The following is a 20,452-nucleotide window of genomic DNA, read 5'->3' as shown; positions in this document are numbered from 1 at the left end:
TGGATACGATGTTACCATCAATACTTGCCGGACAATTGCAGCAAGGGCTTGCAGACTATATTAAAGCCACATTTCCGATGACCAATCCATTTTTTCAGGGGTCACTTGAGAAAATGCTGGTCGCGAAGGACTCTGTCTTTCACGAGCCCTATGTTTCTGTGCGCTTGCCGTTTCGCGTTGCAGATGAAATGCCCGATCTGTTTGAGTCAATTCATCCGCAGTACAAACCTTATGTGCACCAGCAAAGAGCCTTTGAGCGGTTAACGGGTGAGGATGGTCTCTCCACTCTTATAGCCACGGGAACCGGTTCAGGTAAGACTGAATGTTTTCTTTATCCTATCCTTGAATATTGTTATCGCCATCGCGGAGAGAACGGTATTAAAGCGATGATTATCTACCCCATGAATGCCCTGGCCTCCGACCAGGCTAAGCGTATCGCCGAACTGATCTACAACAGCCCTGAGTTGAGGGGCAATGTGACCGCCGGAATGTATGTCGGTGGTCATGAAAAAGTCCCCAGCAGGGTGATGAGTGAGGATCAGATTATTACTGATCATGAAACCATGCTTTCTAAGCCGCCGGATATCTTGCTAACCAACTATAAAATGCTGGACTATCTGCTGGTACGCCCTAAGGATGCCGCCCTTTGGCAGGAAAACAATCCGGAAACCTTAAAGTATATCGCGGTGGATGAGCTGCATACCTTTGACGGAGCGCAGGGTACTGATCTAGCCTGCCTGCTCCGCCGACTTAAGGCCCGCTTATTTACACCTTCCGGCTATCTGTGCTGCATAGGCACATCTGCTACAATGGGTGCTAAAGATAGTGCTGAAAGTATTCGAACCTACGCCGGCGACGTGTTTGGTGAACCATTTGAGGACGATGCTGTCATTACGGAGGACAGGCTCTCGCCCAGTGAGTTCTTTGCCGGACATGAAATGCTTGATTTTACCGTACCGACTGAGGAACAAGTCTTCTTGCTAAGTACCTGCATCGAGGCAGGTGAACAAACAGATTATCTTACGGCTGCAGCGCAAAGTTGGTTTGACGATACTTTTGTCGCCGATGATATCAAATCTGATAAAGCTCGACTGGCTTTAGGGGAACAACTGATGGTTCATAGCTTTACCCATAGCCTGCTTGAGTATCTTAGGGACAGCTATATTCAGTCCTACCAAATTTGTGAGGTCCTAAAAACGAGGTTTCCTCAGTTATCTGAACTAAAAAATCCACAGGGAGCCTTAGATGCTCTCTTTGCCCTGATATCCCATGCCAGAACCGGCTCAGTGGGTAAGCTTCGCCCCTTTCTGACTGTCCAGGTTCAGATCTGGACGCGCGAACTCCGACGTTTACTAGCCAAGGTTTCGGCGGATGATATCACCTATGCCCTGGCCTCAGATCTCAACGACCAGCAGATTAAACAATACCTGCCTGTCGTAAACTGCCGTGACTGCGGTGAAACCGGCTGGGTATCGATAGCCAATGAGCGCGGCAATCTAAAGATGACTGATCTAAATACCTTCTATAACTTGTACTTTAAACAGGACTCAAAAATAAGAATGTTATTTCCTCTTCGCCATGATAACATTCCTTTTCAAATGACCCCGGCACGACTTTGCCCTAATTGCTTGTATTTTGATCCCGGTGATGGGGCCAAAGAAAAGTGTTCTTCCTGTGGAACTGACACGATTCCTATCGTCTTTCCGACGAATATGGGTACATCTGGATTTAAGAATAACAAAAATTATGTCTGTCCCTTCTGTGGCAGCACTCATGGCTTATCCATCATCGGTTTGCGCAGTGCCACCTTAATCAGTGCCAGCGTCTCTCAAATGTTTGCTTCTAAGTTTAATGACGACAAGAAGACCTTGGCCTTCTCGGATAATGTTCAGGATGCCGCCCACCGAGCAGGATTCTTTAATTCACGCACCTGGAAATTCGGCTTGCGTAATGCTATTCAGTGCTTCGCCCTGGAAGAGGGGGATGGCTTGTCCTTAGCAGAATTCTCTGCGAAGTTCGTTGAGTACTGGAGCCGCCGATTAACCGATGAACAATTTGTAAGTTTATTTATCGCCCCCAATATGACCTGGATGCGGGCTTATGAAAAAATGAAAGATGACCAGAAGTTTGGTTCAGACAGAGAGGATAAAAAGTTACTTACAGATATCGGGAATCGCTTGAAATATGAAATTATGTTGGAATATGGCCTGAGCAGCCGTACCGGCAGAACTCTGGAGAAATCGGGTTGTTCCGTAATCGGATTTGACAGCGAAACAGTTACTCTGGTTGCAGCTGCGGTCCAAGAACGGGTAATTAACGAACTGGGTGCACTCCATAAAACAGAGGATATCGCTTTTGAACGTATGGTTATCGGCTTCTTGCATATTATGCGTTCGAAAGGTGCCTTCAATGATTCCATCTTTAATGCTTTTACCAATTATGATGGCAAGAGCTATCTCATATCCAACGATAAAGAAAAATGGCTGCCTGGTCAATCTGGGCGTAATACACCGCGCTTTATTTATGAGCCAACTGCTAAAGGAAAGCGCCTGTTTACCTTTGACTTAGTTTCCAATACCAGATACACCGACTGGATTCAAGCCTGCAGCGATGAATTTTTCGTCGGTGAAGAAGTATTCGATGCAATGGCAAAAATCATCTTGGAAGAGTTAATTAAAATAGGAATCGTAGTCCCTATGCCCTCACCCCAGGGATACACAGTTTGGGCACTTGACAAGCAAAAAGCAATGATCTCTACACAAGTCAAACAATTTGTTTGTGATGAGTGTGGCAGTATGCTCTCAACCACAGAAGAAAATTCTACTATCTGGGAAGGAGCACCCTGTCTAATAAGTAAGTGCTGCGGTCACGTTCACCTCAATGAACAAGCTTCCCTTGGCTATTATGGTAAGCTGTACAGCAGCGGAGATATGGAACGTGTCATGGCCAAGGAACATACCGGACTGTTGGAACGGGATGACCGGGAAGAACTGGAGCGTGTCTTCAAACGCAGTATCACCGAGAAACTGCCTTGGGATACCAACTTGTTATCCTGTACACCTACTTTAGAAATGGGGATCGATATCGGCGATCTTTCAACCGTAGTGCTTTGTAGTATCCCTCCGGCTCAAGCCCAATTTCTACAAAGAGCCGGTCGAGCCGGCCGGAAAGATGGCAATGCCTTAACTATGGCCGTAGCTAATGCTCGTCCCCATGATCTCTATTTCTATGCCGACCCCTTAGAGATGTTGTCTGGAGCAGTTGAACCGCCCAAGATATTTTTGCAGGCCTCGGCAGTTTTGGAAAGGCAGTTTGTAGCATATTGTATGGATTGTTGGATCAAGCGCGGAGTGCAGGAGAGGTCTATTCCAAAACACGTGGGTATTTGTTTGTCTAAACTAAGCAGCCGGCCTATAGATATTTTTCCCTTTAACTTCTTGATGTTTGTCCAAAATAATCTGTCGGGTTTACTCCGTACCTTTATCCAGATGTTTGCTCATAACCTAGACGAAAGCTCCATTGCTGAACTGCAGAGATTTGCCCAAGGTAATCGACTGACAGATAGTCCTATGCATATGAAAATTTATGAGGCATTTGAAAACTTAAAAAAGCAAAGAGATGCTCTTTCGCTTAGCATCAAGCAACTCAAAGACATGATCAAAGAGATTGAAAGCAAGCCGAGAGACAAATCCTTTGACGAAGAAATCAAGGAGCTCAAGAATGAGCGAATGGCCTTATTAAATGTTGTTCGCAACTTAAACAACAGAGATGTCTTTAACTTCCTTTCTGATGAAGGGTTGTTGCCTAACTATGCTTTTCCTGAAGCGGGAATTATCCTGAAGGCGATATTATATAGAAAAAATGACAGCGATACTGAAGTGCCTGCTGAAGGCAAGAAACGCAAATATCAGAAAATGGTTTATGAATATAGTCGTTCCGCCTCCTCAGCGATCAGTGAATTTGCACCCTCAAACAATTTCTATGTCGATGGCCGCAAATTGACGATTAACCAGGTGGATCTTACGACGGCGCAAGCTGCTAAGTGGCGATTGTGCCCCAATTGTTCCCATGCCCAAATCGAAGAAGCCGGTAAAAATGTGGCATCATGTCCGCAGTGTGGTACTCCCGCCTGGGCTGACTCCGGTCAGGTTCGTACCATGCTCAAGGTTCAGATGGTCTATTCCAACATGGATTACACGAAAAGTCTGATCAGTGATGAAAGTGAAGACAGAAATTCGATGTTTTATTGTAAGCAAATGTTGGTTGACGTCAACGAAAACGAGGATATCACCAAGGCCTATCGCATGGACAACGAAGAGTTCGCTTTCGGTTACGAGTTTGTCAAGAAAGCAACCTTGCGTGAAATCAACTTTGGTGAGAGTGATATCGTCGGCGAAAAACTCATGGTATCCGGTGTTGAGGATATAAGAAGAGGATTTAAGATTTGCAAGTACTGCGGGAAAATTCAGCCCGATAAGGGTAAGCCGGAGCACACGTTTACCTGTCGGGCTAAAAAGGAACAACCGGCTAATGCTGACCCTTGTGAAGAGTATCTTTTCCTATATCGTGAATTTGTTACCGAAGCCCTGCGAATTCTTGTCCCGGCTACGACAATGGACTCCTCCAGAGTGCGGCTAGAATCCTTTACAGCAGCTTTTATGCTAGGTATGAAGCAGTATTTTGGTAATGTCGATCACCTACGGGCCTGCTTGAGCGAGGTTCCGGTTGCGGATGCTGATTATCGCAAGCAGTATCTGGTGATTTATGATTCTGTGCCGGGTGGCACCGGTTATTTGAAGCAGTTATTGCAGAGAGATAACGCGTTAATCGAGATTTTTGAAAAAGCCTTGTCCGTCTTGGAAAATTGTAGTTGCAAAGATGATGACCAAAAGGATGGATGCTATCACTGTTTATATGCATACCGGCAAAGTCAAAATATCGGTCAAATATCTCGTGTAACCGCTATTCGCTTGTTGAAACTTATCTTGAGTGGAAAAGGCAATATTGAGGAAATACCTAAGCTTGCTAATATTCCTGTAAATTCCCTATTTGAAAGCGAGCTGGAACGCAGGTTTATTGAAGCCCTAGAGCAGATGCGCAACAATAATAGGGAGCTCAAAATTACAAAGGAGCTCGTCAATAACAACAAAGAAGGATACCGCTTAAAGATTGGAGATTGTTTGTGGGAAATTGAGCCACAAGTGCTGCTTGATGCTCAATACGGTGTAAGTGTTCAGTCCCGAGCAGACTTTGTTTTGTGGCCGGTCAGATCGTCCGGTGGCCAAAGACCGGTTGCCATCTATACTGATGGATTTATCTATCACAAGGATAAAGTTGCGGATGATACCCTTAAGCGTGAAGCAATTCGCCGCAGTAGCAAATTCCGGGTTTGGTCTTTGAGCTGGAAAGATGTTCAAAGCGTTTTTCGTATACAGGGTGATTACGCTACCGAAACACTTATTCCAGAAAAGATGCCATCTGGTCTGCAAGTTTATAGACAAACAGTTGAGAAAGGGAATGCACAGAACTTACATCCGGATAAAGAGAGCGCCTTTGAGCTCTTGGTACAGTATTTAGAAAATCCAGATGCGGAACGAATATTTGCAGTCCATGCCAAGGCTTATGCATTGTCACTCCTTGATCGCCGAAATGTAAATAACAGTATCGTCTTTGCCGATTGGAAATATCTTATTGAACCGATTATCGAAATCCTCGACATGAGGAGTTCCAGTTTTGAATTGACGGATACTATGTTTGGGAAATGGAGCCCGAGAACAACCAATTCCCATCTGAACATTTTGGCGGGAATATCTATGTCTGAGTTGCAAAAGTATAAATCGAAGGCGGCAGTAACCGTTTGTGCACTGTTACATGATATCCAAGAGAATAGAACCGATAAATATGAAGCAGAATGGAACGGTTTCTGGCAGTTTTTCAATATGATGCAGTTCTTAGAGAGTTTTGCTGCTGTTTCTGTAAGCGGAATGAATCAGATGATTTATAACCAAATACCTGCGACCGTTCAGAGTGAATCAGCAGAGGTAAATCAGGACAATGTAGCAAATGAGGCCTGGGCAGAGGTAATGACACAAATATTTGAAGATGAAGCCAAAGAATGTGCCAGCAAGCTGATAGTACTGGGGGTTTCCGCCCCATCGATGGTTGGCTACGAGCTGACAAATTCGAAAGGGGCCATCATCGCTGAGTGCGAACTAGCCTGGGAAAATGAGAAAATTGCTTTTCTGCTAGCGGATCAAGTGGATCATAAAGAAACCTTTGAAGAAAACGGCTGGACTGTATTTACAACCAATGATTCCTTATCGGTGGAAATGTTTCAAGGAGGGACTGAACGATGAACCAAAATGTAGTTGCTATATCGTCTGATTTCTTTACTGCGTTTGCTGCTTTGCCGCGTCAAACACAAGGAAAAGTTACAGAATTCATCAATAAGTTCCGCAATAACCCCAAGTTGCCCAGTATCCATTATGAGAAGATTCACGATGCTGCTGACAAAAAAATGTGCTCGGTTCGGATAGATGATACCTATCGTGGGATTATCGTTCGTCAAGAGGAAAGCGGCGTATATCTGCTGCTTTGGGTTGATCATCATGATGACGCCTATGCTTGGGCTAAGCGGAAGAAATGTGAAATCAATCCGCAGACCGGTAATGTACAAGTGTTTGATATTCAACAAGTTGAAACTGTTGAACTACCTAAAACCGCAAGCCCTGGCATGTTTGCCCATGTTACCGACAGTGAACTACTGGCGTTAGGTGTTCCTCAAGATCAGCTAGGTATCATATGGGCAATTAATTCTGCTGAAGAATTATTTGAAGCCAAGGGCAGCATCCCCGAAGATGCTTATGAAGGTTTGGAATGGGTTGCTAATGGATTCGCTGTTCAAGAAGTAATCGAGTTGCTGGCAAGCGAAGAACAAAACGTTCCGCAGAACAATGATTTTGCGGCAGCTTTACAAAATGTTCGCAGCCAAAAGACCTTCGTCGTTGTCGAAGGGGAAGAGGAACTGCGCCGAATGATGGCCGAGCCCTTGGAAAAGTGGCGCATCTTTTTGCATCCGACTCAGCGCAAAATTGTCGAGAAGAGGTATTCCGGTGCAGCGCGTGTGCTTGGCGGGGCAGGAACCGGTAAGACCGTCGTGGCTATGCACCGGGCTAAAATGCTTGCCGGACAGTTAAGGGGCAAGGACAAGCTGCTCTTTACGACATTTACGGCAAATCTGGCAGGCGATATCAAAGAAAATTTACGGAAGATTTGTACCGTCGAGGAACAAAAGCATATTGAAGTAATCCACGTTGACGCCTGGGTAGCGCAATTCCTTCGCGAACAAGGCTACTCGTTTTCCATTGCCTACGATGGATTATTGAGCGAAGTTTGGGAAGAGGCCGTCATCTCATCTGGCGAAGAAACGGATTTACCTGTAGGCTTTTTTCCTGAAGAATGGTCCAAAGTAGTCAATGCCCAAGAAGCTTTTTCCTTAGAACTTTATATGAAAGCTTCCCGCTTGGGCCGAGGCACTCGTCTGGATCGCAAAAAGCGCCTTCAGGTTTGGCATGTCTTCGAAGAATATCAAAACATTATGAAAGAAAGACAACTCCGTGATGTGGAAACGGCTATGTATGAGTGCCGGAAGATTCTTGAAAAATCGGCCGGAATTCCACGTTATGTTTCAGTTATCGTTGATGAAGGACAGGACTTGAGCATGAATGCTTTTCGTCTTTTGAGAGCCTTGGCGGGAGCTGAGCATCCCAATGATTTGTTTATTGTCGGCGATGCCCACCAGCGCATCTATAAGAATAAAGCCAATCTGTCCAAGTGCGGAATTAATATTCGCGGCCGCAGCAGCTATCTTAAGATTAATTACCGTACGACGGAAGAAATTCGCAAGTTCGCCTTTGGATTACTCAAGGGAATTCCTTTTGATGATTTAGATGAAGAGTATGATGATGGGAAGGTCTGTCAATCATTAACTCATGGCGATATTCCGAAAGTTGAGGTCTTTAGGACGGCAACAGAAGAATTTGACTTCCTAGTTGCCCAGTTAAAGCAATTGAGAGAGAGCGGTGTGGATCTTAAAAATATTTGTATCGTTGCGCGAACGCACCGTTTACTGGAAGACTATATTGTCCAGCTTAATCGCTCTGGTATCAAAACATACGAAATTAATAGGAACAAGCTTGATGATAGAAATATCGATGGTGTGCGCATGGCGACAATGCATCGTGTTAAGGGGCTCGAATTCCAACATGTCTTTGTCGTAGCCGTTAATAAGCGCGTGGTGCCGTTGGCTGTAACAACGAGTTACGCCGATCAGATTGCAGAGGATGAGGCGATAACTGCTGAGAGGTGTCTACTGTATGTTGCGTTGACACGTGCTCAAGAGTCAGCGTATATCACAAGCTATGGTACTCCGTCTGAGTTTTTGGTGTGAGTTTAGTTTAACGTGACAAAGATTGAGAGTTCGAAGGGAAGAGATCATTATGTCCTTAACTAGGTTAATTAAAAAACATCCTGAGCTTAAAAGAGAGTTCCCTAATTTAAAAGGTTTTTTAACTGACCAGAATGACATGGTGATTAAATTATCCGAGCGAAACTTCCCAATCAAAGTGCCTAGCTTGGGAAAATCGTTTGAATGCAGCTTAATCGGAACCGCCTTTGACTATGCAGCGAGGGGTATTATTTTGAAATACTTCGGCAGGGACAACGTTATTAGAGAAAAGGTTTTAGCTGCAGAATATGGATTGCGTGGTTTCCAGCGAGCCGCAGAGTCTATGGAGTTTTCTCCAATGGGTAATGATGATATAGATAAGGAAAGAATTTCGGGATTGAACATAATAAGGAATCCTCATGAAAACGAACTTATCAAACAATATTTAAGTGATAGGTTTGAAAAGGTCAAGAATACAAGGGAAATGTTCATTGATGGGAATAGCGATCTTAAAACAATGATTGAAGGATCAATTTTCTTAGCCCGACTAGATGAAGTCTACAGAAATCGAGCTATTCAAATTGCCGATGAGTATTTCCTTGAAAAGACTGGCAAAACATACTTTAGTCAGTATAAAACTTTAAGCAATGCAGATATGATAGAACAAGTTTATAGCCTATGCCTAATATTTGAATCGTTTTTGCACACTACACGATGGAAAAAGGCAATTCTTGGCCCAGTGTTCGCCGAGTACAGCAAAAAAGTCGGTGGGGCTGATGCAGATTTAATTGTTGATGATATTCTAATTGATTTTAAATCCAGAAATAAATTGAGCTATAAAGGAGACGATTTCGCTCAAGTTTTTGGTTACGCTGCTATGGCTAAAAAATTAGGAATGAACGTTAATAAAGTAGCTATTTATTATGCCCGATTTGGGGTGTTTGCTTCTATTAGATTAGACCATCCTTCATTAAGGGATAATTTCCTGGAAAGTTATTTAGAGAAGATTATTGACATTGCTTAAAATTAAATATAATTGCAAGGTCTTTTAAGTGAAGAAGTAGCCCATCCTGGTTCCTCGGTCATTATCAATATTAAGCTCTTTTGTATGTTTAATAATGCAATCAAGCCTATCAGTTAATAGTTGGTAGGCTTGATTGCATTTTCTTGTAACTTTATAACTTTTATTGCAAAAATAGGAGGATAATCCAAGAAAGTGTTGAATGCTTGGAGAGAATTAATTTCGAGTATCCTCATAATGTATCTAGTTACCCGAAAGTACATTTGCAAATTCAGCAGTTAGGCGCAATTGCGAAAACTAATAAATATTTTAATAATCGGAGGGATTAGAATGATTGGTCGTGAGAGTCTTAAAGGATACTTACTGGAAGAAATACTAGCTTATTTAATTCGTAATACAGGGTACAATTTGCTTGTTGATCCATCCCAAGACCAACGTGAACTCGATAAAAGAGGTAATGGCTTAGTTGTTAAGGGAAGAGGTGCCGATCACCAAGTTGATGTACTAGGGCAATTGAAATGGGTGCCTGCTTTCACATTTCCACTAAGACTCTTTGTTGAAGCAAAATGTAGATCAGTAAGAACTGGAATTGGAGAGATTCGTAACGCTGTTGGAGTACTAGATGATATTAATCAGAATTATTCTCCAGTAAGAGAAGGAAAAGGTATACTCCCCCGTTACACCTACAGATATGCTCTATTTTCAACTTCCGGTTTTACTAGTACAGCTGCTGACATGGCACTAGCCCATCAAATTTCTTTAGTTGATTTAAGCGGGACTGATTTTCTAGATTTGAGAGATTTATTAGATAATTTGGCTAATTGGATATTAACACAATTGAGGGTAACAAGTTTAAGTAACAATAGTGAATCAGACGAGGATTCGGATTCGAATGAACCAGAGGAAAATATTCGTGGGAGAGAAAGTCATAACCTAATTAGATTATTAAGAATGCATATTCGAACAGTTCTTGGAACTTGGCCGTTAGGACAAGCTTTAGTTGAGCGAGAGAATGATTATCTCTACAGTAGAATACCAAATCTAGCTGAGTTTAATGATTTAATTACTAATCAAATGGAGAGGTTCGGAGAGTTTTTTGTCGGTATGTCAAATGGACCTTTTTTATTACTTCTTAGATCTCACAACCCCAAAAGCTTTTTGAGGTATTGTGATGAAAATCCAGTACATAAAGTTTCAATTACTTGGACAAGACAGGATGGTCTTGAACGCCAATGGAATATAAAGCCATTAACTAATCCTGAAACATATTCGCTTAGCTTTGGACTTCCTAAGTCAATTGGTGATTGGATTTTTGATAATGAATCATTAACAGTGGAGCGAGCATTAAACGTAAAGGAACAATTCATGTCTAACATTACTATTTATAGATTCGATCAAGAAAGGGATATAATAATTCGTTTATTATTTAATATTCGCGATATAGATAATATTGATGGGTTATGGGCATGAATTATACTGCTTCGTGACAGTACATAACAATGTGTTCCCGTGACTCTGCCAATATGAAAGCAGTAAAGTGCTCGGGAACACGAAAACACATATGTCATTCTGAAAATTGAATAGAGAGGATGGAATATTATGAGATTGAGGGAAGTAATTTTAAAGAACTTTCGGTCGTATAAGAATGAGGTTAGAATTCCAATAAATAACTTAACTGCGTTTATTGGCAGAAATGACATTGGAAAATCTACTATATTGGAAGCTCTAGAGATTTTTTATAATTCGTCAATAGTAAAAATTGATAGCCAAGATGCGTGTGTCTATAGTGGGGAGTATAAAGTAGTAATAGGCTGCATTTTTGATGACTTACCAGATTCTTTGGTGATCGATACAAACGCTACAACCACATTAGCTGCTGAATATTTATTAAATGAAGCTGGATTTCTTGAAATACATAAGATTTATGATTGTTCGAATAAGAATCCTAAAGAGAGTATATTTGCAATCGCAAAACACCCTACTGCCGCAGGGGTAAACGACCTTCTACTTACTAAAAATTCGGATCTTAAAACAAAAATAAAAAACATGGGTATTGACACGAAAGATATTGACTTAAGATGTAACACTGATATTCGTAAAGCAATTTGGAAAAATACTGCTGATTTGGATGAAAAGATTATTTCGATACCATTAAACAAGGAAGATGCAAAGATTATTTGGGAAAGTCTTAACAAATATTTACCCACATTTGCTCTCTTTCAAGCAGATCGGCCAAGTAAAGATGATGATGCGGAGATACAAGATCCTATGAAGTTAGCTATTTCTGAAGCAATTAAGTCAGTAGAAACAGAACTCAAGCATATTAAAGATGTCGTTAAAGAAAGAACTTTATTGGTTGCTACAAGAACTCTAGACAAACTTAGAGAGATGGATCCAGATTTGGCTAATGAACTATCACCTAATTTTAAGGCTGATCCTAAATGGGATAGTTTGTTTAAGTTGTCATTGGAAGGAGATGATCAGATTCCAGTAAATAAAAGGGGCAGTGGGGTTAGAAGGTTGATTCTACTCAATTTTTTCCGTGCAGAAGTAGAACGGAAACAGAGTAGTAGCAATTCTCCAGGTATAATTTATGCAATAGAAGAACCGGAAACCGCACAACATCCAAGAAATCAAAAGATGCTTGTTGAAGCTTTAAGAGACTTGTCGGAACATGACAATTGTCAAGTTATTCTAACTACGCATGTTCCGGGATTAGCGGGTTTACTTCCTCTTGAAAGTTTACGGTATCTTGATAAAGATTCTTCAGACCAAACCTTTGTTAGCTATGGAAATGAAGAACTATTTGCAAAAATTGCAAATGATTTAGGCGTTTTACCAGATGAGAGAGTCAAAATGTTCTTATGCGTGGAAGGACCACATGATGTACGATTTCTTAGGCATATAAGTTCTATGCTTAATAAAGTAGACGAAAGTCTTCCTGATATAGCATCTGATCCAAGAATTGCAATTCTTCCATTGGGTGGTAGTACCTTAAAAGACTGGGTTCAAAACCACTATCTTAAAGGATTGGAAAAACCAGAAGTCCACATCTACGATAGGGATACAGAAACTCCACCAAAATATCAACATGCATGTGATGAAGTAAATGCAAGAGGCGATGGTTCCATAGGTTTTTTAACAATGAAACGTGAATTAGAAAATTATTTACATCCTGATGCTATTCAAGAAGTATATGGATTTCCTATTACATTAACGGACACTGATGATGTTCCATGCATATTGGCTAAGACGGTACACCAAATTGCAAGTACAGGAACGCCTTGGGACGATCTTGATCCAGAAAAACAAAAGAAAAAAGAAGGTAAAGTAAAGAAACGACTTAATGATGAAGTTGCATCGAGAATGACATATGAAAGGTTAACTCAAATCGATACAATCAATGAAATTGAGGGTTGGTTAAGGGAAATTGCTAGAAGAATATCATAATTTTAAGTTGTTCAAGAAGCATTCAACGGCTTATGAGAGCGAATCCCCGACACTTTCAGGATCATGCTTGTAGGTTGGATTCGTCGGGAACTCACGATACGTTAAATGGAATAGGACGCAAAGACCGCGCCGTCCTGGCGCGGATTACGCAAGTTGGTTTAAGGAATTTTTCAATTCAAGATTTCAGTTATTTATATACGCTTAGGCTAATAATGCGAGTGATACTTCGATTGCCAAACTTTAATAATGGGCGCATTACTCTCAGTAGTTGAAAGAAAGATCAAAGCAAATGGTCATACCTGACGTAATAACAGTTCACAGATAGAATGTCGTTCTTGAACTCATTGTACCTAGTTAAGATATAAGGTTCTTTCTGAATTGTTAGTATCAAGGCATATCCGGAGGTATACAATGAGAATTATTGATAACATAAAAAACAACCACAATCAAAGCATCCAATCAATGCTCACTACAGCTGACCAGATGATTCTAGCAAGCCCCTTCTTAACTGAAGATTTCGATGAGTTTGTACATGATGCAGCAAAGTTAGGGGTGAAAAGCATTTTACTCATAACGACGATCATAGACAACTCTACAGACCTATTTAAAAAAGCTAATTCACTATATTCGTTTTGTACTTCCTGCGTCCAAAACAGCATCAACTTTGAGGTTAGAGTTGACAACAAACTTCACGGTAAGATTTACATTGCTCTAAAGGATAGTAGCCCAATAAAAGGCATAATTACGTCAGCCAACTTCACTGATAATGGTTTGAAATATAGCCATGAATGGGGGATTGAAATTGACGAGACAGATTTGCTTCAGAATCTGATTATTGACCTAATGAAAGTGAGTACCACTCCCCTCACCTACATGGAGGTTGAAGCCATCGTCAAGGCAATTGATGTTTACTCAAAAGAGAATCCAACGATTCAAGAACCAAAGCTTAAATTAGATGTAACAAGGCACATAAAAGACAAGTTGAAGGTAGAGATACCAAAGGCATCAAGCACAGAGCAAATTGACTTCCCAGATGATACTAGGTACTTCCTTAAACCTGTCGGTTCCTCAGACCATCCATTTGATGAATCGAGAAAATTGAGTGAAACAATTCAGGAAATGCACTTTTCCAAGCGTAAGCCTAATGCTGTACGCCCAGGAGACATTCTTATTTGTTATGGTGTAGGTACTACTAAGCTTTTAGGATATTTCAGGGTCTTGAATGAACCTTTCCTTTTACCTGATGAGAATACTAGATGGCCATGGGCAGTTGATTCCGAAAACCTTAGTCCTAAATACAGTTCAAGCTGGTCATCATTCAATAACACGCTTTCAAGTGCTCAATTATCTTATGGTTACGACAAGGAACTAACATATGTTGGGGGTAAATCTCTCGGAGCTTTAAATTTTGGAGCCGATAAAATCAGACTTAACGAGTCCTTTGCCCACCATTTAATCAATATCATCGAACAAGAAGTAAAATAATGGGGGTATTATGGCTCATTTATCAGATAGTAAGGCACAAATGACTGCAGAAAAGCACATATTAGATGGGTTAGAAGCATACTTAGGCATCCCATGTGGCTCACTCCAACCAAGCGAATAATGCTTGATAGTGTTGTAAGTGTTGAAATAGATGGCTACAGTAATGAGTATAAGGTTATGGTTGAGGTATTTGCCGGGATAGGGAAATTAGCACCAGCACACTATGAAAAACTTGCAAACGATATCCTCAAGTTAAAGCTTGCTGAGAATATACTGAATGTTCCTCACAAAAAGTATATTGCAGTATGCGGTGAGGAAGCTGAGCGTTATCTTCTTGGTAACTCATGGAAGGCGTTTGCAGCCAAATACTATGACTTTGAAATAGTAAGAATTAACATCTCAATGGATGATAGAAGTATGATTCTTGAAGCTCAGGAGAGACAAAAAGCAGGTATGAAGCTTTAAGTGTATAATAATATGAAAAGTGCGCTTTTATCTATAAGGAAGTCAATACTTGTTCTAATGCTTTTGTCTTTTCAACAGCCTGCTTGAAAATATATTGAGAAATTCAGATAGCTTTTTTGGCTGAAACAGCTAATAAACAATGCATTAATCATAGGAGTTGATAGTATGGCAATTATCAAATATGAGGTTGGAAATAATAAAGTTGTGCAAATGCAATCATCTCCTGATGTGGGACTTTTGGAAGTTGATGCTGTTTTATCCTCATGGAAAAACGTGTTTTCATTTGACGCTCAATATAACGATTCTATTGGACTTCGGCCAGCACAGCTTGGAGCGTTGTTTTCAATCAAATCGCACTGGATCGTTTCAAACGAACCGGCTACTGTTGTTATGCCTACTGGTACCGGTAAAACAGAAACAATGATTGCTGTCGTTGTATCCGAAATAATTGGGCGCACATTTATTATTGTTCCAAGTAATTTGCTAAGGAAACAAACAGCAGAAAAATTTTTGACATTTGGTATTTTACAAAGTATTGGTGTTATAAAGGATACCGCACTTAAACCAACAGTTACAACCCTGCGCACAACCCCCAAGGAAATTTCTGATCTACAAGAAATTCTTGATAAATCCAATATTGTAGTTACCACAATGTCATTGTTGCAAAGGTTTTCTGATGATTATTTGACGGCAATCAGCGAAACTTGCGACACATTAATTGTGGATGAAGCTCACCATATTGCCGCAAATACGTGGGCAACTGTAAAGTACAAATTAAGAAAATTGAAATGTCTACAGTTTACAGCAACTCCCTTTAGAAACGATGGAAAAAAGGTTGACGGGAAAATAATTTATAATTTTCCTTTAGCTATGGCTCAAAAACAAGGATATTTTCAGCAAATTGATTTTCTTCCGATTCTGGAATTTGATGAAGAAAAGGGCGATCTTGCTATCGCTGTCGCTGCTACCAAAAAGTTAGATATCGATCTGAAAGCCGGGTATAATCACATCATTCTTGTACGCGCCAAAGACAAGCGTTCTGCTGATCGTTTGTACAACACAATTTATCGTCCATATTTTGAAAAGTATAATCCAGTATTGGTACACAGTGATGTCCCCGCAGCTGACAGGGGTGTGGCAATGGCAGCACTTAATAATGGAAGCTCAAGAATTGTTGTTTGTGTGGATATGTTTGGGGAAGGAATTGATATTCCCAGCCTAAAAATAGCTGCTGTGCATGACAAATATAAATCACTTCCGATAACATTACAGTTCATTGGACGTTTTGCAAGATCAAGCGTAGGACTTGGGACTGCGACAGTGATTACCAACATAGCCAATGATGAACTTAATGAATCATTGCGAGAGCTTTATTCTCAAGATTCGGATTGGAATGTTTTACTTCACGTTATGGCTAATCGGGAGATTAATAAGGAGTTGTCGCTACAAGATCTTGCCGAAGGTTTTGATGCTTCTTCTTTGAGCGGAATGACAATTCAGCAGTTGCGTCCAAAAATAAGTATGATAGCATATAGTACCAATGAAAAAGACTGGAACCCTGATGCTATATATGACGTATTCGATCCGGATAAGTGCTTTTTTACCGTCAACAATGATAGTGGAATAATAGTAATTATCGAAAAACTTGATTCAAATATCGACTGGACTTCTTTTAAGGGGATCAATGACACAAACTGGAATCTGCATTTGGTTTATTGGAATCCAAAAATAAAAATGTTCTTCATTAACAGCACAAGTAAAGGTATTTCTGATACCTTAGCAGATGCGCTATTTGCTCGTTCATATAGAATAAGCGGTGAAAATGTATTCCGCTGTTTACATGGGATCAAAAGATTGATGCTCGGTACAGTTGGCCTAAAATCCGCGATAGATGGCCCTATTCGGTATCGAATGTTTGCGGGAATTGATATCGCTAACGGGATTACTGAATCACAAAAAGAGACTTCTTTTAAATCCAACTTGTTTGGAGCCGGATATAGTGGGAGCGGCAAAGTAAGTATCGGTTGTTCGTACAAAGGGCGCATTTGGTCTAGGTGGGTTGAGAGCATTGATTATTGGATGAATTGGTGCAATGATATAGCCGCATGTTTACAAAATGAGGAAATCAATACCTCAAAAATATTTGAGGGTGCATTAGTCCCTGAAATTATTAATGAACGCCCCTCGTCCATTCCTTATGGAATTGAATGGCCCATCGATATGGATTTGATAAATGATAGTAGTATCCTTATAACACACGGGCCTAACGATTATTTTATTTACTCAATAGATATTAAACTTTCTGATCATAATGAAGCCGGGCCGATACGTTTTTCTGTCGGGAACAATAAAGTATCCGAAGAGTATGAATTACATATTTCGAACAGAAGATATGAATTTAAAGTCGTAAAGTCAACAGGATTAACGATTAAGAGAAGCAAACGCGAGTATAGAATGACAGAGTTTTTTAATGAATTTCCTCCTCGCATAAAATTCATAGACCAATCAATGTTAGAAGGGAACCTTCTTGTTAAGATAACCGCTACTCCACCAGCGTTTAATAGAGAGCGTATACAGGTTTGGGATTGGAATGGCATAGATATCCATAAGGAATCCCAAGGCACCGATCGCGATGAAGAAAGTATTCAATATCGTGTTATTCAGGACCTTGTGTCCGCTAATCAATTCAGTGTGATCTTCGATGATGATGACGCTGGTGAAATCGCAGACATTGTAAGTATTATCGATGGCAAAGATAGGGTATCTATTCATTTCTATCATTGCAAATACGCTCATGGAGATAATCCTGGTTCAAGAGTAGCTGATTTGTATGAAGTATGCGGACAAGCAGAAAAATCAATAAAGTGGTGTCAAGAACCACCTGCAATCATTGATCGCCTAATTAAGCGTGAATCTTCACGTGCACAATCAGGTGGGACACGATTTGAAGTTGGGAGTTTGCGCAAGCTTCGGGAAATTAAAAACAAGATGCGTGTTTTCCCAACAAATATTGAAATATTCATTGTCCAACCTGGAATTAATTCTACAGCATTAACAGATGATATGCTTCGTATACTTAGCGGAACAGCATCATACTTAATGGACACATACAGTATCAATCTACAAGTCATTTGTAGTTGATGTTTTTTATAATAAGTGATAGTAAGGGAAAGCAGACGAAACGCTTGGCTATATGAAAAATCGTTATACTTGCTTATCTTAGAGGGGAATTTAATATGTGAACTATATTTTAGAATATACTTTTAATAGGTAGATTCCAGCATAACAAGAACTGAGAATAGGTGTGAAAATTGAGATGCAAAAGTAATAGGTCTATAGGGATAAAACCTAGGGATAAAGGAGAGGGGAGACCAATATTAAATACTGGGAAACTGATAAAAAAATATCTTTGATAGACTTAAGCGTAATTGCTTTACCTAGTTACCTAGAAAGAAATAAGTACATCTTAATTAGATAGGGGGAATTGATTTAATCAATTCCATTAACTACTATCAATTTGTTGCACTTAATAGTTCACAGTTTAATTATTAATGCTGCTAACAAAGAATAGATTCAACTATTCATTAAAATGATATTTAACGCATAGTTGATAGTGCGTGTTGTCGGGGCAATATTTCTAATAAACTAATTCACGGCTCAAATAATTATTAATAATGCAATTCATTTAATAAAGCATCAATTGAACTTATAGAATCCTAAATTTAGTGCCTTAAAAAACGGCTCGTATTTATTGTTCTATTCAAGGCTTTATATTAGCTCCTGTGTCCATAGTTTACTCGGATTTGTCCAATCATACTAGGCACCAGTTTCTAAAGCCTTACAGAGCATTCTAGAGGCTGTTTTTCGAGCCGTTTTTATAGTAATCCTTACAAAAGGGTTTTTGGGTTAGGTTGACAAAACTGTGCGACAAAAGTCGAGGGTTTTAATAAGTTAGAGTTGTCAATTAAATTATCCAAAATATTTAATATGAATTCTCGTAATCGTTGAAACACTGATAGCCTGAAAAATCGCTAATGCGGACAAGTTGGTTTATAAATCCGCATCTAAGCTTTTCAGGCTGTTATTAGTATTACCCCCCTGCGGTAAAATATACTCTACTTTACATAATATCTATTATAGGACCCAAATATTATTTTACATAACGTCCCTTCTGACTTCAAATATATATCTTGGTTGTTCAATCAACATAAGATTTAAAATAGGAACATTTGGACTCCCTACATCCATGGGGATGGCGTGAACTATGAATACAAATAATTGGCTCATCTGGTGTTGATAAGGATACATTTAAATATTCCTTAACTAATAAAACTGCCTCACTTAGTGCAATCCTTACAAAGTTTTTGCAACAGCACGGACCAGTTTGGGCAGCGATAGCGTTAACTATTTTGCCTACTGCCTTCATGGTTGATGCTGTTTCTTGGTCTTTACGACATGACGCACCTAAAACGACACTAAAACATGAACCAATCGCGGGAAAAATTCCACATACCCCTGTTAGTCCGCAATATCCTCCGATAGCTTGTCTTTTAGTACGATTCATTGCTTCAACAATCTGGTCATCCGTAACCTTAACTGTTCCTTCATTCCTGAGTGCTGTCATCAAAGCTCCTGATGCTATCCAGGCATTTTCACAACCGAGCATCGGAATTTTATCCTGGTTTATTAGATACTCGGCAATTTCGAAAGGATTATTTGATTTATTGGTTAAAACATACTCCTTTACAGTTTCAAAGAGACCTTTTCCATGGCATTCATCGCATACATAGTGTCCATTCGGGCAAGTGATATTGCCAATCTCTTTTTTGCCACATTGAATGCAGCATAGTTCCCGTCCTGAATTGAAGTATTCTAATTCGCCTCCGCAGATTTGACAGTTCTCAGTCTTAGTTTCAACGTGCTGACCAGCACTCAAATTAGGTTCTCAACAACTTGATGCTGATGTTATGGTGTTACTATTCTGATTCCCAATTAAATCCATCATCTTCCCCCCTATTCTTTTTTAACTACGTATTTCACGATCTTAATTGTATGGAAGATCTTATGGCGTTTACATGTACTTTCGTTACAGTCAAATTATCATAAATATTCGCTTATATCAAGAATTCTGTATATTTGATTTCCGGACTAAGTTGGCATGATATCAAATAGCTATATGAACTTATGTCAAGTATTAGATTTCAATATTACCAATTATCTAAATATACTTATTTTCATTTCTGAGCAGGAATTTAATAAATTAAAAAGAATACTTTGGCGATTGAAAATAATAGGAATACCAAACGCTTTATAATTAAATTTTAAATTTGCTTTTGGAGGTGAATATATGGGATTGTATCGGGAGAGTTTATCAAATTCCCATGAAGAAATAATTACTAATTGGTCTACACATTCGATGTGTCTATTTGCTGAAAAAGAATGGGTCAGCCCAAAAGATATACAGCATGCAAAACGATATGAATTGGGTGATTGTTTAAGAGTCTGGTGCTTGCATAATAGCGATTGGTGTGAAACTAGTGATGCTAGGAATTGTCCAATTCGCTGCGATCACGACAAATACTAAT

At 39.9% G+C, this 20,452-nt stretch carries 9 protein-coding genes; 8 read left to right on the top strand and 1 reads right to left on the bottom strand.

The genetic code is table 11. From position 1 onward, the window contains the following. The first annotated feature begins 8 nt into the window (after positions 1 to 8). The 8 genes from ACPUYX_RS11125 to ACPUYX_RS11090 all read left to right on the top strand — a co-directional run bounded on the left by ACPUYX_RS11125 (position 9) and on the right by ACPUYX_RS11090 (position 18,008). A complete protein-coding gene (locus ACPUYX_RS11125) occupies positions 9 to 6,356 on the top strand; it encodes a DEAD/DEAH box helicase (RefSeq protein ID WP_426379729.1) in 6,348 nt (2,115 codons plus the stop codon). Continuing rightward, positions 6,353 to 8,449: a UvrD-helicase domain-containing protein gene (locus ACPUYX_RS11120; protein WP_426379728.1), complete on the top strand. Its 2,097-nt coding sequence runs from the start codon at positions 6,353 to 6,355 to the stop codon at positions 8,447 to 8,449. Before ACPUYX_RS11125 ends, ACPUYX_RS11120 begins: the two co-directional genes overlap by 4 nt. 250 nt (positions 8,450 to 8,699) lie before the next feature. Further along, positions 8,700 to 9,470, top strand: coding sequence for a hypothetical protein (locus ACPUYX_RS11115; protein WP_426379727.1), 771 nt, complete (start codon positions 8,700 to 8,702; stop codon positions 9,468 to 9,470). 327 nt (positions 9,471 to 9,797) lie between these two features. After that, positions 9,798 to 10,937 carry a hypothetical protein gene (locus tag ACPUYX_RS11110; protein ID WP_426379726.1) on the top strand — a complete coding sequence of 380 codons (1,140 nt, stop codon included), beginning with the start codon at positions 9,798 to 9,800 and terminating at the stop codon, positions 10,935 to 10,937. Between the two features lie 129 nt (positions 10,938 to 11,066). Beyond that, positions 11,067 to 12,917, top strand: coding sequence for an ATP-binding protein (locus ACPUYX_RS11105; RefSeq protein ID WP_426379725.1), 1,851 nt, complete (start codon positions 11,067 to 11,069; stop codon positions 12,915 to 12,917). A 411-nt stretch (positions 12,918 to 13,328) separates the two neighbouring features. Further along, positions 13,329 to 14,402, top strand: a complete 1,074-nt coding sequence (locus tag ACPUYX_RS11100) for a restriction endonuclease PLD domain-containing protein (protein ID WP_426379724.1) — start codon at positions 13,329 to 13,331, stop codon at positions 14,400 to 14,402. 177 nt (positions 14,403 to 14,579) lie between these two features. Next, positions 14,580 to 14,867 carry a hypothetical protein gene (locus ACPUYX_RS11095; protein ID WP_426379723.1) on the top strand — a complete coding sequence of 96 codons (288 nt, stop codon included), beginning with the start codon at positions 14,580 to 14,582 and terminating at the stop codon, positions 14,865 to 14,867. A 165-nt stretch (positions 14,868 to 15,032) separates the two neighbouring features. Continuing rightward, a complete protein-coding gene (locus tag ACPUYX_RS11090; RefSeq protein ID WP_426379722.1) occupies positions 15,033 to 18,008 on the top strand; it encodes a DEAD/DEAH box helicase in 2,976 nt (991 codons plus the stop codon). A 1,057-nt stretch (positions 18,009 to 19,065) separates the two neighbouring features. Here the strand turns inward: ACPUYX_RS11090 and ACPUYX_RS11085 are convergent. Beyond that, positions 19,066 to 19,869: a DUF5714 domain-containing protein gene (locus ACPUYX_RS11085; protein WP_426379889.1), complete on the bottom strand. Its 804-nt coding sequence runs from the start codon at positions 19,867 to 19,869 to the stop codon at positions 19,066 to 19,068. Positions 19,870 to 20,452: the final 583 nt, after the last annotated feature.

This window comes from Desulfosporosinus sp. SYSU MS00001 (assembly GCF_049943955.1).
Classification (GTDB): Bacteria; Bacillota; Desulfitobacteriia; order Desulfitobacteriales; family Desulfitobacteriaceae; genus Desulfosporosinus.
This window is presented reverse-complemented; position numbering and strand designations above follow the sequence as displayed.

Excerpts from the sequence above, each read along its gene's own strand:
- ACPUYX_RS11125 (WP_426379729.1), top strand. The coding sequence starts at position 9 with ATGTTACCATCAATACTTGCCGGACAATTGCAGCAAGGGCTTGCAGAC.
- ACPUYX_RS11120 (WP_426379728.1), top strand. The coding sequence starts at position 6,353 with ATGAACCAAAATGTAGTTGCTATATCGTCTGATTTCTTTACTGCGTTT.
- ACPUYX_RS11110 (WP_426379726.1), top strand. The coding sequence starts at position 9,798 with ATGATTGGTCGTGAGAGTCTTAAAGGATACTTACTGGAAGAAATACTA.
- ACPUYX_RS11105 (WP_426379725.1), top strand. The coding sequence starts at position 11,067 with ATGAGATTGAGGGAAGTAATTTTAAAGAACTTTCGGTCGTATAAGAAT.
- ACPUYX_RS11100 (WP_426379724.1), top strand. The coding sequence starts at position 13,329 with ATGAGAATTATTGATAACATAAAAAACAACCACAATCAAAGCATCCAA.
- ACPUYX_RS11095 (WP_426379723.1), top strand. The coding sequence starts at position 14,580 with ATGGTTGAGGTATTTGCCGGGATAGGGAAATTAGCACCAGCACACTAT.
- ACPUYX_RS11090 (WP_426379722.1), top strand. The coding sequence starts at position 15,033 with ATGGCAATTATCAAATATGAGGTTGGAAATAATAAAGTTGTGCAAATG.